Source organism: Marinobacter sp. PE14 (genome assembly GCF_053566155.1).
Window position 1 is genome coordinate 114,346 of record NZ_JBQXNY010000004.1, and the last position, 14,088, is coordinate 128,433.

11 protein-coding genes are annotated in these 14,088 nt (G+C 58.5%); 7 read left to right on the top strand and 4 right to left on the bottom strand.

Going from position 1 to position 14,088, the window contains the following annotated elements:
- Positions 1–9 precede the first annotated feature (9 nt).
- The gene (locus tag ACWJ62_RS14085) at positions 10–1,728 is read right to left on the bottom strand and encodes a diguanylate cyclase (RefSeq protein WP_449286756.1); all 1,719 of its coding nucleotides are present in this window, start codon (positions 1,726–1,728) and stop codon (positions 10–12) included.
- Positions 1,729–2,078: 350 nt separating this feature from the next.
- On the opposite strand from ACWJ62_RS14085, the gene cysP reads away from it, so the two are divergent.
- The 7 genes from cysP (at position 2,079) to ACWJ62_RS14120 (ending at position 10,087) form a co-directional block, all read left to right on the top strand.
- Positions 2,079–3,113: a thiosulfate ABC transporter substrate-binding protein CysP gene (cysP, locus tag ACWJ62_RS14090; RefSeq protein WP_449286757.1), complete on the top strand. Its 1,035-nt coding sequence runs from the start codon at positions 2,079–2,081 to the stop codon at positions 3,111–3,113.
- An 18-nt stretch (positions 3,114–3,131) separates the two neighbouring features.
- Positions 3,132–4,004 carry a sulfate/thiosulfate ABC transporter permease CysT gene (cysT, locus tag ACWJ62_RS14095; protein ID WP_449286758.1) on the top strand — a complete coding sequence of 291 codons (873 nt, stop codon included), beginning with the start codon at positions 3,132–3,134 and terminating at the stop codon, positions 4,002–4,004.
- 3 nt (positions 4,005–4,007) lie between these two features.
- Positions 4,008–4,838 (top strand): sulfate ABC transporter permease subunit CysW, encoded by an 831-nt coding sequence (gene cysW, locus ACWJ62_RS14100; RefSeq protein WP_449286759.1) that lies wholly within the window; start codon positions 4,008–4,010, stop codon positions 4,836–4,838.
- Positions 4,839–4,847: 9 nt separating this feature from the next.
- Complete coding sequence (locus ACWJ62_RS14105) at positions 4,848–5,939, top strand: sulfate/molybdate ABC transporter ATP-binding protein (RefSeq protein WP_449286760.1); 1,092 nt, start codon at positions 4,848–4,850, stop codon at positions 5,937–5,939.
- 130 nt (positions 5,940–6,069) lie between these two features.
- Entirely contained in the window at positions 6,070–8,469 is a 2,400-nt protein-coding gene (locus ACWJ62_RS14110) for a Lon protease family protein (RefSeq protein WP_449286761.1), read from the top strand.
- Positions 8,462–9,328 (top strand): universal stress protein, encoded by an 867-nt coding sequence (locus tag ACWJ62_RS14115; protein WP_449286762.1) that lies wholly within the window; start codon positions 8,462–8,464, stop codon positions 9,326–9,328. The genes ACWJ62_RS14110 and ACWJ62_RS14115 overlap by 8 nt, the downstream gene beginning before the upstream one ends.
- 33 nt (positions 9,329–9,361) lie before the next feature.
- Positions 9,362–10,087, top strand: coding sequence for a ZIP family metal transporter (locus ACWJ62_RS14120; protein WP_449286763.1), 726 nt, complete (start codon positions 9,362–9,364; stop codon positions 10,085–10,087).
- A 9-nt stretch (positions 10,088–10,096) separates the two neighbouring features.
- On the opposite strand, the gene ftsH is transcribed toward ACWJ62_RS14120, so the two are convergent.
- From ftsH to ggt, 3 genes are read right to left on the bottom strand one after another with little or no spacing between them, the layout of a single operon-like run.
- Complete coding sequence (gene ftsH, locus ACWJ62_RS14125; RefSeq protein ID WP_449286764.1) at positions 10,097–12,016, bottom strand: ATP-dependent zinc metalloprotease FtsH; 1,920 nt, start codon at positions 12,014–12,016, stop codon at positions 10,097–10,099.
- Positions 12,013–12,261, bottom strand: a complete 249-nt coding sequence (locus ACWJ62_RS14130; RefSeq protein WP_014576785.1) for a thiamine-binding protein — start codon at positions 12,259–12,261, stop codon at positions 12,013–12,015. The genes ftsH and ACWJ62_RS14130 overlap by 4 nt, the downstream gene beginning before the upstream one ends.
- A 42-nt stretch (positions 12,262–12,303) precedes the next feature.
- On the bottom strand, positions 12,304–14,067 hold the full coding sequence (ggt, locus tag ACWJ62_RS14135) for a gamma-glutamyltransferase (RefSeq protein WP_449286765.1): 1,764 nt from the start codon (positions 14,065–14,067) through the stop codon (positions 12,304–12,306).
- Positions 14,068–14,088 lie beyond the last annotated feature (21 nt).

The following is a 14,088-nucleotide window of genomic DNA, read 5'->3' on the forward strand; positions in this document are numbered from 1 at the left end:
CAAGGTCGGTCACGCTCCGGTTTCCGGCGGCACATCTTCAACGTTAACCTCCGAATAGCGAACCACCCGGTTTCGGCCGCCGGCCTTCGCGGCGTAGAGGGCTTTGTCTGCGAACACCAGCAGCGTGTCCAGCTCGTCGCCGCCTTCCGGAGTGATGCAAGCCACACCGGCGCTGACGCTCAGCGTGATACTGCCTCTTTCAAGCGCCAGGGCCTTGCCGTTGATGCTTCGGCGCAGTCGCTCGGCGACTTCCGCGGCCGCTTCCTCATCAGTGCCTTCCAGCAATACGGCAAATTCCTCGCCGCCAAGGCGGGCGAGGATGTCAATGTCGCGCAGAGCATCCTGTGCCATCAGGCTCAGATGAATCAGTGCCTTATCGCCTACAGCATGGCCATAGGTATCGTTTACTTTCTTGAACAGGTCGGCGTCGAACATGATGGCAGACAGCGGTTTGCCGGCACGTATGGCTTTTTTCAGGGCGGTTCTACCCAGTTCAAAGAAGTAGCGGCGGTTGTTCAAGCCGGTCAGGGCATCCGTGCGAACGGTTTCCTCCAGGAGCTTGTTGGCTTCTTCCAGCTCCCGGGTCCGTTCGGTCACGCGGTGCTCAAGGCTGGCATTCAACTCGTTCATCTGGCGAGTCTTCTTCGTCAATCGTTGAACAAGGTCCTGCAATACAGAGGAAAGAACCCGGACTTCCTCGTAGTCATCACGTAGCTTTATCGGAGATGATGGATTGCCCGGATCCAGCCGGTTCGCTTCCCGCGCCATTTGCAGCAGTGGGCGGGTGATACGCCGGGCGGCGTAAACAGCAAACACAATGAGCAGCACGGCCAGCAGCGCACCGCAGAAAATCAACGTGTTGCGAAGCGATTGCGCAGGCTGGAAAGCTTCACTTGCGGGCTTGCGAACCAGCACCAGCCAGTTGAAGGTGGTGTATTCAGCCCGGTCCTGAAGGCGGCTGTAGCCCACCAGGTAATCCCGGGCCCCGGCACCTGCTTCCTGCGCCATGGGCAACGTCATGTATCCCGGGTGATCAGATTGGGCCGCTTGAACGAGCGGTTCATTCAGCATGCTACCTACGCTACCTTCCGGGCCGATGATTACCTCTCCGGTTTTGTCTGCCAATATCAATTCCACCTGGAGTCGTTCCTGTAGAGGAGCGAGCAGGGATTCGCCCAGGCTGGCTACCCAGTCAAGGTAGAGGTGGGCACCGAGGACGCCATTGAAGTTTCCTTCAGGGTCCTGGAGTGGTACGGCCACATCGACAAACCGCAGGGGAGCGTTGGTGTTGTTGTTAAGCTTTTCTGCCAGCAGAAGGGCTTCGTGGGCGTCGCCGAGGTAGGGCTTGTCTTTGGCTTCCTGGAACCAGGGACGGTGCGACACGTTCATGCCTTTGAGCATGTCGCCGGTGCTGGCCACAACAGTGCCATCTGCGGAGGTAAGCCCTATCCAGGCATAGCTTGAAAAATTTCGGGCCAGGGCGTCCAGCAGGGCAGACACATCGCCGGTCTGTTGCTTCGAAAGTTGCTGGCTGGACAACGCCGCTGCCACGGCCAGATCGCTATAGCGCTCGTGAAGATCCAGCTCGATTTTGTCCCGCAGCTGGACGGCCACTTCTTCGAGGTTTTGCCCGGTGGATTTGCGCAGTGCGCTGACAGCGAGGTCGCTTGCCAGCCAGGTTCCGATGGTGGTGGCCGCCAGAATGAGGAGGCCAAAGGACAGGACCAATCGGATTTTAAGGGTATTGAGCGGTCTGATATTCGATATCCAATGTCGAATGAATGCAGCGGTCCCTCGGCGCCAGATGTTGTTCAGCCTGTCCCTGGCCTGTGGTTGCAAGTATAGATGCCAAAGGCGGGTTATTCCCGTGACGCGTTTGTCATTGTGCCTTTGTACGCCCTGGTGCTTGGCCATCGCTCGCTCGCGTTATAACCAAACGCTTCTAAACCAGTCGGAAATTATCTAGTCAGGGCATTGTTGTTCACAATCTCCTACCTTATCTTTGCGTTCTAAGAAAGCGCCGTCCTATTCCTCTGGCGTATATTAAGATTCCGAGTTAACTGGGAGCTCTGCCTACTATGCCGAATTCGATTTTTTCTGGTTCCAAAGCCCGTAAGGGCCTGTGGTTCAGTGCGCTGGCGCTGGCGTTCTCGCTGACTGGCCCAGCTTCCGCTCAGGAGCGGGAGATTTTGAACTCCTCCTACGATATTGCCCGCGAGCTGTTTGCCGAATACAACGTTCTGTTCCAGGACTACTGGAAAGAAAAAACTGGCGAAACCGTTGATATCCAGCAATCACACGCTGGCTCTTCCAAGCAGGCGCGCGCCATCCTGCAGGGGCTGGGTGCGGATGTGGTCACCTACAACCAGGTGACCGACGTTAATATTCTGGCCGAGCGCGGCAACCTGATTCCCGAGGACTGGGCATCGCGCCTGCCCAACAACAGCTCTCCGTACTATTCCACCATGGCGTTCCTGGTGCGTGACGGTAACCCCAAGAACATCCAGAACTGGGATGATCTGATCCGCGAAGACGTTGAACTGATCATGCCGAACCCGAAAACCTCCGGTAACGGCCGCTACACCTACCTGGCGGCGCTGGGTTTTGCCCAGGACAAGTTCGGTGACGACCAGGAGAAGATTGATGCCTTCCTCAGCGACCTGCTGGGCCAGGTGAAGGTATTCGACTCCGGCGGTCGTGGCGCCACCACCACGTTTGTGGAGCGGGGCCTGGGTGATGTGCTGCTGACCTTCGAATCTGAAGTGAACAACATCCCGGCCCTGAACCCGGACAAGAACTTCCAGGTTGTGGTCCCGAAAGTGAGTTTCCTGGCCGAGTTCCCGGTGACCTGGATCGACAAGAACATCGAGAAGAAGGGCACCGAAGAACTGGCCCAGGCGTACTTGAAGCATCTGTACTCCGAAGAAGCCCAGCGCATGCTGGCCGGCTTCAACTACCGGGTGCACAACGAAACCGTGAAAGCGGAAGTGGCTGACAAGTTCCCGGAACTGAAGCTGATGCCGATTCAGGACATCGCCGGCAGCTGGGAAAATGCCATGGAGACCCACTTTGCCAGCGGCGGCAAACTGGACCAGTTGCAGCGTCGCCGCTAAGGGATGCGCATTTGATCCATGGCCACCACTGACCTTTCGGAGCGCCCGGCAAAACGGCTGAGCGCTCCCGCCACCAAACGCGTCTTGCCGGGGTTCGGACTGAGCCTCGGCATTTCGCTTTTCTTTATCAGCCTGGTGCTGCTTCTGCCCATCAGCGGCCTGTTTATCCGTGCCGCCGGCATGGGGTGGGAGCAGTTCTGGTTTGTGATCACCGATCCGCGGGTGGTTGCGTCCTATAAAGTTACCGCGCTGGCGGCCCTGGCTGCTTCCCTGTTCAATTGCGTGTTTGGCCTGCTGATGGCCTGGGTGCTGGTGCGTTATGAATTCCCCGGCAAGCGGCTGCTGGATGCGATCATGGATCTGCCGTTTGCGCTGCCGACCGCCGTGGCCGGCATCACTCTCGCGACCCTGTTTGCCGAGAACGGCTGGTATGGGCAGTATCTCGCCGATCTGGGTATTGAAGTGGCATTCACACCGCTGGGTATTGTGGTGGCGATGGCCTTTACCAGTGTGCCGTTTGTGGTGCGCACGGTTCAGCCGGTATTGGAGGAAATGGCGCCGGAGGATGAAGAAGCGGCCATGAGCCTCGGTGCCTCGGACATAACGGTCTTTCGGAAGATCCTGTTCCCGACGCTCTGGCCGGCTGTAGTGACCGGTGGCGCACTTTCGTTTGCCCGCAGCCTCGGGGAATACGGCGCGGTTATCTTCATTGCCGGCAACTCGCCTTACATCAGCGAAGTGATCAGTCTGATGATCTTTGTGCGTTTGGAGGAATACGATTTTCCGGCTGCCAGTGCCATTGCCGCAGTGGTGATGTCGGTATCGCTGTTGCTGCTCCTGGCGATCAACGTCTGGCAGGGGCGCTATCTCAAGCGCCTGCACGGAGGTTAGGGTATGGCTGCGCGTAAACATCGCCGCGTTGGCGACAGCCCGCTGGTTCGTCGCACTCTGATAGGAATTGCCGTCGGCCTGACGGTGCTTCTGCTGTTCATGCCGCTGGTGCTGATCTTCGTGCAAGCGTTCGCCGAAGGCTGGGCCGGTTACGTCAGCAATATTCTCAATGAGTACACGCTTCATGCCATCGGCCTGACGCTCGTGGTGGCTCTGCTCACGGTCCCGCTAAACATGGTGTTCGGCGTGTTCCTGGCCTGGCTGGTGACCCGCTTCCGGTTCCCCGGGCGCAAGCTTTTGACCACATTGATTGATATCCCGTTCGCCGTATCTCCTGTGGTTGCCGGCCTGCTTTTCCTGCTGCTCTACGGGAGCAATGGCTGGGTCGGGCAGTGGCTCGGAGAATACGACATTCAGCTGATGTTCTCCTGGCCTGGCATCGTGATGGTTACTGTGTTTGTGACCTGTCCGTTTGTGGCCAGAGAACTGATCCCGCTGATGCAGCAACAGGGGCGGGAAGAAGAGGAAGCCGGTGTGGTACTGGGCGCGTCTGGCTGGCAGCTGTTCCGACGCGTAACCCTGCCGAATATCCGCTGGGCACTTCTCTATGGCGTTATCCTCACAAACGCCCGGGCGGTGGGCGAGTTCGGTGCCGTATCGGTTGTCTCCGGCAACATCCGGGGCCAGACCAATACTCTGCCGTTGCAGGTTGAGCTGCTTTACCAGGATTACAACACCGTGGGCGCGTTTGCAGCTTCTTCGCTACTTGCAGGTATTGCGCTGATCACGCTTATCGTAAAGGCCATCGTTGAATGGCGTCAGAGTCGTAACTAAGGGTTTCCAATGAGCATCGAGATACAGGGTATCAACAAGTTTTTCGACAAGTTTCAGGCCCTGCATGACATCAATCTGACCATTCCGGACGGCCAGCTTACGGCGTTGCTGGGACCTTCCGGTTCGGGCAAGACCACGCTGCTGCGGATTATCGCCGGCCTGGAAACCCCGGAAGAGGGCAAAATCCGGTTCAGCGGCAGGGATGTGACCGATCTGCACGTTCGGGACCGGCGCGTTGGCTTTGTTTTCCAACACTATGCCTTGTTCCGCCATATGACGGTGGCCGAGAACGTGGCCTTTGGTCTCAATGTGCTGCCGCGCAAGGAGCGTCCCGGCAAGTCTGAAATCCGCAAGCGGGTAAAAGACCTGCTGGAAATGGTGCAGCTTGAACACCTGGCCGACCGTTACCCGGCGCAGCTTTCCGGTGGCCAGAAGCAACGCATCGCCCTGGCACGGGCAATGGCCATGCGGCCGGAGATTCTTCTGCTGGATGAGCCCTTCGGCGCGCTTGATGCCAAGGTGCGAAAAGACCTGCGCCGCTGGCTGCGCAGCCTCCATGACGAGCTGCATTTCACCAGTGTGTTCGTGACCCACGATCAGGAGGAGGCCCTGGAGCTTTCGGATCAGGTGGTTGTGATGAGCAATGGCCGGATCGAGCAGGTTGATACGCCGCTCGAACTCTATGGTCGCCCGGACAGCCGGTTTGTATTCGAATTTCTGGGGCAGGTGAATGTGTTGTCCGGCAAGATCCGCGATGGCGTCATGCGCCAGGGTGACGCCTGGATTCGCCTGCCTGAAGGTTGTGAGAACGATGACGCGCAGCTCTATCTGAGACCCCACGAGGTGCGCCTGACCCAGTCCGCCAGCGATGAGGCCCATCTGCCGTTCCGGATTGAGGCCATCAACCTGATCGGTGCGGAAGTACGCATCGAACTCAAGCCCGATGGCTGGGAGAGCGAGGAGCTGTGGGAAGTTGGTATCAGCCACACCGAGTTCAACGCCCGCCAACCCCAGCGCGGTGACCGCTGCTTTGCGGTGCCGGATGTCGGGCATCTGTTCTGTGAACACGCGGTTGAGCCAAAGACCCTCGAGTGGCGCTAGCCTACCTAATGTTAGAGCGGGTCGCCCGCCATCATCTATAGTTTCCTGATGAGGGGGCTTTGTCCCCGGATTACTCGTTCGATGTAATCGGCGTACTCCACCTTCGGGTGGAAACCATCAGGAGGATGTAATGCCACTGCCCGCCCCATTAACCGAAAACCAGGTCTATCACGGTTGCCCAGAAGACAAACTGGATTTCATCACTACCGAAGACCTGCAAGACCTCGAGCGTCCTTATGGTCAGGATAGGGTGTTGAGGGCGCTGGAATTTGGCGCCGGTATTCAGGCAGGGGGTTTCAATCTCTTTGTCCTCGGGCCCTCCGGGGCGGGTAAGCACGAGCTGGTCGAGCGCTTTCTTTCCCTGCACGCGGCAAGCCAGCCGGTCCCGCCGGATTGGTGCCATGTCTATAACTTCCAGTTTTCGGAGCGGCCGCGCGCCATTCGACTGCCCGCCGGTGAAGGGCGGCAGTTCAAGAAAGACTTGAATGAACTGGCGGAAGAGCTTCGAACGGCCATACCTGCTGCCTTCGAAAGCGAGGAATACCAGGCCAGGTTGCAGGAGCTTCAGGAGGAAATGGCCAAGCGTCAGCATCAGGGCCTGTTTGATGTCCAGGAAGAGGCGAACCGCAACAATATCGCCATGATCACGACGCCGGCTGGTTTTACCTTTGCCCCGATGCGTAAGGGCGAGGTGATCGACCCAGAGGAATACAAGAACTTCTCGGATGAGGAGAAAGAACTGGTCGAATCCAAGGTTGAGGAGCTTCAGAAAAAGCTCCAGCAAACCATCCAGCAGATACCCAGGATGCGGAAGGAGGTCCGGGAAAGAGTCCATGCCCTTAATGAAGAAATGGTGCAGCTGACCCTGGGTGGCCCGATTGGGGAGTTGAGGGAAAAATGGTCCCACCTGGAGGATATCGTTGAGTACCTGGATGCCGTTCGCGAGGATGTGGTTGAGCACGCCGAGGCTTTTCAGGATACCGATAATGGGCCTCCCGCGGGCCTGCTGGCCAGGTACAAGGTCAATTTGCTGGTCGATAATGCCGAGACGGCCGGCGCGCCCGTTATCTACGAGGACCTGCCCAACCATCAGCATCTGGCGGGGCAGATTGAGCATCGTGCCCGCCAGGGTAATTTATATACCGATTTCAGCCTGATTCGCGGTGGCTCCATGCATCGTGCCAACGGCGGCTATCTGATCATTGATGCCCGTCGGGTGCTGACCCAGCCGATGGCCTGGGAGAGCCTCAAGCGGATCCTGTCCTCCGGCGAAATCCGGATAGAGTCACTGGAGCGGCTTTATGGGTTGGTGAGTACCGTCAGCCTGCAGCCGGAGCCTATTCCGGTGTCGGTCAAGGTGGTCCTGCTCGGGGACCGGATGCTCTACTACCTGTTGTCCCATTACGATCCGGATTTTCTGGACCTGTTCAAGGTAGAGGCGGATTTCGAGGACGACCTGGACCGCAACGACGATTGCTATGAACTCTACGCCCGAATGATCGCCACAATGGCCCGGGGCCTGAAAATGCGACCGCTGGAGCGGTGCGCCGTTGCCAGATTGATCGAGCATGCGAGCCGTTTGGCAGCAGACCAGCGCAAACTGACCGCCCACGACCGGGTGCTCCGGGATATTCTGAGCGAGGCAGATCACTGGGCGGGGCAGGCCGGGGCCGATACGGTTGAAGCCAGCCATCTCCAGCAGGCTATTGATGAACGGGGATACCGGGCCAGCCGGGTCCGGGAACGAAGTCGTGAGCAAATCAGCCGGGGTGTGGTGATGATAGCCACTAATGGCGAGGAAGTGGCTCAGGTAAATGGCCTTTCGGTACTCAGGCTTGGCGCGTCGATGTTTGGCCAGCCTACCCGGATTACCGCCACGGCCCGTCCAGGCAAGGGGCAGGTGGTGGATATCGAGCGGGAGGCGAAACTGGGCGGCCCCATTCACAGCAAGGCCGTGATGATTCTTTCCCGGTTTCTGGCGAGCCGGTACGCCGGCGACGGCGAACTTTCCCTGTCCGCGAGCCTGGCCTTTGAGCAATCCTACGGTGGTGTTGAAGGAGATTCGGCTTCGGTGGCAGAAACCTGTGTACTGCTTTCAGCCATTTCCCGGGTACCACTGAAGCAGTCCTTCGCCGTGACAGGATCCATGAACCAGCATGGTGAAGTTCAGGCCGTGGGTGGCGTGAACGAGAAGATCGAGGGCTTTTTCGACGTTTGCAAAGAAGCCGGCGACGTTCGCGGGCAGGGCGTTCTGCTGCCGGCAAGCAATGTTGAGCACCTCATGCTGAGAGCCGATGTGAGGCAGGCGATCGCTGAGGACCGGTTCCGAATTTATCCGATCTCCAACATCAATGAGGCAATTGAGCTGTTAACCGGTCTTGAGGCCGGAGAACCGGACAGTAATGGCGAGTTTCCGGAGAGCAGCTTCAACAGGCGGGTTGCCGAGCGCCTGGCGAAATTCGCGGAGGCCAGCAAGAAGCGGGATAGCAATGGAGACGCAAACAACGGCGGAGGCAGGGACAGTGACTGACGCACCTGAAAATCGGGCTGGGTACAGTAACGAGGCCGGCCGTGTGCTGGTACTGCTGGATGGTTCGAGAACGAGCTATGCCGCTTTGGAGGCGGCGGCGGAAATTGCTGCGTTCACCGGTGCCGATGTGCTGGGCGTTTTTGTTGAAGAGCTGAATCTGCTGCGAAGTGCCGGCTATGGTTTTGCCCGCGAAGTGGGAGCGTCATCGGGCATCAGCCGACCCTTTGATTCTGTCGATCTTGAGCAACGTATGCACAGCTTGGCTAACCAGGCTCGTCGAGCCCTTGCCGGCGCTGTGGCGCCATATGGCGGAAGGCACGCACTGAGCATTGCCCGGGGCCATGTGATTGATGAGGTGCTGGCTCTAGCCGGACCCCGGGATCTTCTCGTGCTTGGCCGCGTTGGTTGGTCCTCTGCGCCGGGGGCGCGGTTGGGCTCCACGGCAAAAGGTCTTGTTCGCCGGTCGCCGGGCAGGATTTTGCTCTGGTGCGAAAATCGGACTCTGCCGCACGGCAGGGTTGTGGTATTTCTGAATGATCACACAGAGGCTAACAGCCGTGCTGTCCAGGCAGCCGCTGAGGTGGTTCATCACTCCCATCGGCCCGTAACGCTGTTGCTGGGAGCAGATACGGATCTGGCGCCTGAGGAACGAAAAGGCATGCTTCAGGATCTGGGTATTCAGGAGTCAGGCCTTCGTATAAGGTCTCTGCCCTCGACGGATCCGGTTACCGTAGCCGGGATTTTACGCCAGGAGAAGGCGGTCCAATTGGTGCTTAGCCGGGGCTGCACCTTGCTTCAGGAGCCTGGTGCAGAGCATTTGCTGGAAGCACTGAATCTTCCCGTTACGGTCACGCCTTAAATGCCATCGGTTGTTCCATAGGTCTGATTTCTGATGTTCACGGATGTTCTCTACATTGTTGGCCTGACCGTCCTTGCCGGCGCCTGCATTCCTCTGGGCGGCCTGGTCGCCAGCTTCGAACGGATCCGCCCCAATTGGCTGGACCAGGAGTTCCGGCATTTTCTGATCGCGTTAGGTGGGGGGATTCTGCTTGGTGCGGTTTCAGTGGTCCTGATTCCGGAAGGGCAGTCAAGCATGGGCGACTCTCTCTGGGCGATTCCTGCCATTATTGCCGGTGGGCTTCTTTTCTTTGGTATTGAGCGCATTCTTGGCTTGAAGCGGCGCGAGTCTCCGCAGCTGATGGGCGTGATGCTCGACTTTATTCCTGAAGCAACGGCTTTGGGCGGACTGGCAGTCGTGAGCCCGGAAACGGCTATGCTCATGGCTGTGTTAATCGCGATGCAGAACTTGCCTGAAGGCTTCAATGCCTATCGGGAGTTGGCCAGATTGCCCGGTTACACCTCCGGGAAAACCCTGGTGTTCATGGCCTGCCTTGTGATTACCGGGCCGCTGGCCGGCTTGCTCGGATATTTTTTCCTGTCCGAGCGCCCTGTAGTATTGGGCGCAATCATGCTGGTCGCTTCAGGCGGTATTCTCTACCTGATTTTTCAGGATATTGCGCCACAATCCAGGCTTGAGAATCACTGGGCGCCGCCGCTGGGTGCAGTGGTGGGGTTCTGCCTGGCGTTGTTCAGCCATGACTTATTGGGCCAGGTCTGATCTGGCCGTTCAGGCAATCTCGCGGGCGTCTTCCTTGCTCAGGATTTTCTCGACATCTTCGGCAGATAGGGTTTCGTTCTTCAATACGGCTTTTGCCAGTGCTTCCAGCTGGTTACGGTGCCCCGTCAGGAAGTCCAGGGTCGCTTTTTCCAGGGCCAGCAGCTGGGACTGGATTTCCCCATCGATCATCTCCGCCATCTTTTCGCTGAATTCTCTTGGCATGCCCATTTCCCGGCCCAGGAAGACATGTTCCTCGCCGATGTTCAGGCCCAGCGGGCCAATCTTTTCGCTCATGCCCCATTGGCCGATCATCTTGCGTATCAGCGCGGTGGCTTCCTTGAGGTCGTTCTGGGCGCCGGTGCTGACCTCGCCATAGATAAGCTTTTCCGAACAGCGACCGCCAAGCATCACCTTGATGCGATCCTTAAGATAGCTCTCGGTGTAGGTGTAGTGATCTTCCTTGGGTGTCTGTTCAGTCACTCCCATAGCCATGCCATGAGGGATGATGGTCAATTTAGTGAGAGGGTCTGCGTTGGGCATGTAGTAGGCCATGATGGCATGACCGCATTCGTGGTACGCAACCGCCTCGCGCTCCTGCGGGTTGAGCTTGGTGTCCCGCTCCTCGCCGAGAATAATTCTGTCCCGGGCCAGCTCAAAGCAATGGGCACTCACTTCGTGCAGGCTTTCGCGGGCTGCGGTTAGGGCTGCCTCATTCACAAGGTTCTTGAGATCCGCCCCGGAAAAGCCGATGGTGCGAGCGGCCAGCTGATCCAGGTCGACATCATTCGCCAGTGGTACTTTTCGCACATGAACCGCCAGGATCGCCGCGCGGGCCTCCTTATGTGGGCGATCCAGAGTGATCTTGCGGTCGAAGCGACCTGGGCGGAGTAGGGCGCTGTCCAGAACGTCTGGCCGGTTGGTGGCAGCCAGTACCAGAACATTCTCGTGGGCCTCGAAACCGTCCATTTCAGTGAGAATCTGGTTCAGGGTCTGCTCCCGCTCATCGTGGCCGCCACCCAGGCCTGCGCCCCGTGACCGACCGATTGCGTCCAGTTCGTCGATGAAAATCAACGCTGGCGCTTCTTTCCGGGCTTCCTTGAACATATCTCGAACGCGGGAGGCCCCGACGCCAACGAACATTTCGATAAATTCCGAGGCGCTGATGCTGAAGAAGGGCACTTCGGCCTCTCCAGCGATGGCCCGGGCCAGCAGGGTCTTGCCGGTCCCCGGCGGGCCGACCAGAAGCACGCCCTTGGGCATGACGGCACCCAGTGCCCGGTACTTCTCCGGGGATTTCAGGAAGTCGATGATCTCGGCAATTTCCCGCTTTGCGGATTCAATGCCGGCCACATCGTCCAGGGTAGCTGTGGATGTTTCCCTGCGGGACCTCCGGGCCTTGGATCGGCCGAAATCAAACGGCCCGCCACCCTGGGTCATGCGTTTCTGGGCGGCACCCCAGAACCAGAACATCAGCGCCAGCAGCAGGATCCAGGGCAGGAAGCCGCGGATCATCTCCTGCCACCAGGGCAATCCCGATGGTGTGGCCCGGATGGTGACACTGTGCTCTTCCAGCAGGTTGAGCAGCGACGGATCTTCCATGGGCGGGCGGATGGTCTGGAATCCCGGGGTGCTGGTTCGTGCTGGACTGTCCGAGCTGAAGTCTGCCGCACCACTGTCGGTAAACAGACCAGTAATGGCTTCTTCTTTCAAAGTAACTTCCGCCACCTGCTGATTCATGACGGCGGTTTTAAATTCGGAGTAGGCCAGATCCTGAAGCCGGGGTTGTCCGCCGTCCTGAAGCCAAAGCACCATCAGAAAGATGGCCGCGCTGAGCCAAAGGAACGCGAACTGGTTCGGGATTGCCGGCTGTTGGTTCTGCTCCGGCTTCTGTTTTTGGTTCTGGTTGTCTGGCCCGCTCGGTGCTGTCATTTCGGTCTCCGGTCGCCCTCCATGATCTTCGCCACGAAGACGGATTTGCCGTAGGTCTCGAATGACCATTTCATGGTATCCGAGAGCACGCCCATAACCTCATCATAGTCGCCGAAAATCTCGGTGCTCATTCGCCCCGGGTAGACTTCCAGCCCGGTTTGCTCCAGACGCGCGATAAGGTCTTTGATTGGCTGCTTATATTCCTCTTTCAGGGGATAGCAGCTCAGTTGTACAGAAAGATACATAAAGTCTCCTTTCAGGTCAGTGACCCTGGTCAATTGCCTGTGTTAATGGCCCATGGCTGACGAGGTGCTCCGCCTCGGATCTGCGCCACCATGGAGCATGCCGTCTTCATCAACCAGGATGCTCTGGATGGCGCCCATGGCTGATCCACCAACCACGGTGTGCCCCCGTTCCTGCAGAAGCCGGATCGTGTCGGGGCTGATGCCCTGTTCGATCCGGATTTCATCCGGCAGCCACTGGTGGTGCATACGGGGTGCGCTCACGGCGGTCTGGATGTTTATTCCATGATCAATCACATTGAGGATCACCTGCAAGGTGGTGGTAATGATCCGGGAGCCCCCTGGGCTGCCGGTAACCAGAACGTTCTTGCCATCCTTTTTCACGATGGTGGGCGACATGGAGCTCAGCATGCGTTTGCCTGGCCCGACCTTGTTGGCTTCACCGCCGATCAGGCCATAGGCGTTGGGCACACCGGGCTTGGCGCTGAAATCGTCCATTTCGTTGTTAAGCAGGAAACCGGCGCCTTCCACTGTGATGCCGGACCCGTAACTGAAATTGATGGTGTAGGTGTTAGACACCGCATTGCCCCATTTGTCCACCACGGAGAAATGGGTGGTCTCGGGGCTTTCCCAGGCAGCCGGCTGACCAGGATTGATGTCGGTGGCCGGTCGTGCCTTGTCTGGATCAATGCCTTTGCGGAGCTCTTCTGCGTAATCTTTGCTTGTCAGCCCTGCCAGTGGCACATCCACATAATCCGTGTCGCCAAGGTATTTTGAACGGTCGGCGTAGGCCAGTTTCATGGCCTCTGCCATATGATGGATAGCATCAGCCGAGTTGTGGCCGAAGTCGGCCATTGGAAAGCCTTCCAGAATATTCAGGATCTGGACAATGTGGGTGCCACCGGAAGAGGGCGGTGACATGGAGAAAATGTCGTAACCCCGGTAGGTGCCGTGCACCGGTATGCGCACCTCGGGGCGATAGTTCTTCAGATCGTCCAGTGTGATCAGCCCATCGTGTCGGTCCATCTCGCTGGCGATCAGTTCGGCAGTTCTGCCCTCGTAAAAGCCCTTCACGCCGTCATCGGCTATGCGCTGGAGCGTTGCCGCCAGTTCCGGCTGGCGAAAGCGCTCGCCGGCCTGCCAGGCACTGCCATCTTCCTTATAAAAGGTGTCGCGCGTGGCGGGCCAGCGCTCAAGCCTGTCCCGGGCCTGTTCCAGGCCCTCGGTAAAACGCTGAGGCACGATGAATCCTTCCCGGGCGAGTTTGATAGCCGGCGCCAGCGCCTGTTTCAGAGTAATCGTGCCGTGTCGCTCCAGCGCCATAGCGAGGCCTGCAACGGTTCCCGGTACACCAGCGGCCAGGTGGGTGAAGCGGCTGCGGTTTTTAACCACATTGCCGGATTCGTCCTGGAACATGGTTTCCGTCGCGGCGGCGGGCGCTTTTTCACGATAATCAATTGCTTCCGGAGCAGCGCCATCCCCTTTGGAGATCAGCATGAAGCCGCCGCCGCCAATGTTGCCGGAGCGAGGTTGGGTGACTGCCAGAGCAAAACCGGCTGTTACCGCCGCATCTATTGCATTGCCGCCGTTCTTCAGTACGTCGAGGGCAACCTCGGTGGCAAGCGTATGGCTGGTGGCAACCATGCCCTGGGTCGAGGTAACCGGGTGAAACCGCTCACCTTCGAGAATGGCCTGTCCGAAGGCTGGCGCGGTGGTGATGAAAAAGGCCAGGGCGGCCGCAATCGAAAGGCGGCCTGAGCGCCCCGTGGCGAGGTTTTTGATTGTGCGTTGGTAGAGGCCTCTGTCCATATCTCCATTCCTCGTTTCTGG

Excerpts from the sequence above, each read along its gene's own strand:
- ggt (WP_449286765.1), bottom strand. The coding sequence starts at position 14,067 with ATGGACAGAGGCCTCTACCAACGCACAATCAAAAACCTCGCCACGGGG.
- cysP (WP_449286757.1), top strand. The coding sequence starts at position 2,079 with ATGCCGAATTCGATTTTTTCTGGTTCCAAAGCCCGTAAGGGCCTGTGG.
- ACWJ62_RS14130 (WP_014576785.1), bottom strand. The coding sequence starts at position 12,261 with ATGTATCTTTCTGTACAACTGAGCTGCTATCCCCTGAAAGAGGAATAT.
- ACWJ62_RS14110 (WP_449286761.1), top strand. The coding sequence starts at position 6,070 with ATGCCACTGCCCGCCCCATTAACCGAAAACCAGGTCTATCACGGTTGC.
- ACWJ62_RS14105 (WP_449286760.1), top strand. The coding sequence starts at position 4,848 with ATGAGCATCGAGATACAGGGTATCAACAAGTTTTTCGACAAGTTTCAG.
- cysW (WP_449286759.1), top strand. The coding sequence starts at position 4,008 with ATGGCTGCGCGTAAACATCGCCGCGTTGGCGACAGCCCGCTGGTTCGT.
- ACWJ62_RS14120 (WP_449286763.1), top strand. The coding sequence starts at position 9,362 with ATGTTCACGGATGTTCTCTACATTGTTGGCCTGACCGTCCTTGCCGGC.
- ftsH (WP_449286764.1), bottom strand. The coding sequence starts at position 12,016 with ATGACAGCACCGAGCGGGCCAGACAACCAGAACCAAAAACAGAAGCCG.
- cysT (WP_449286758.1), top strand. The coding sequence starts at position 3,132 with ATGGCCACCACTGACCTTTCGGAGCGCCCGGCAAAACGGCTGAGCGCT.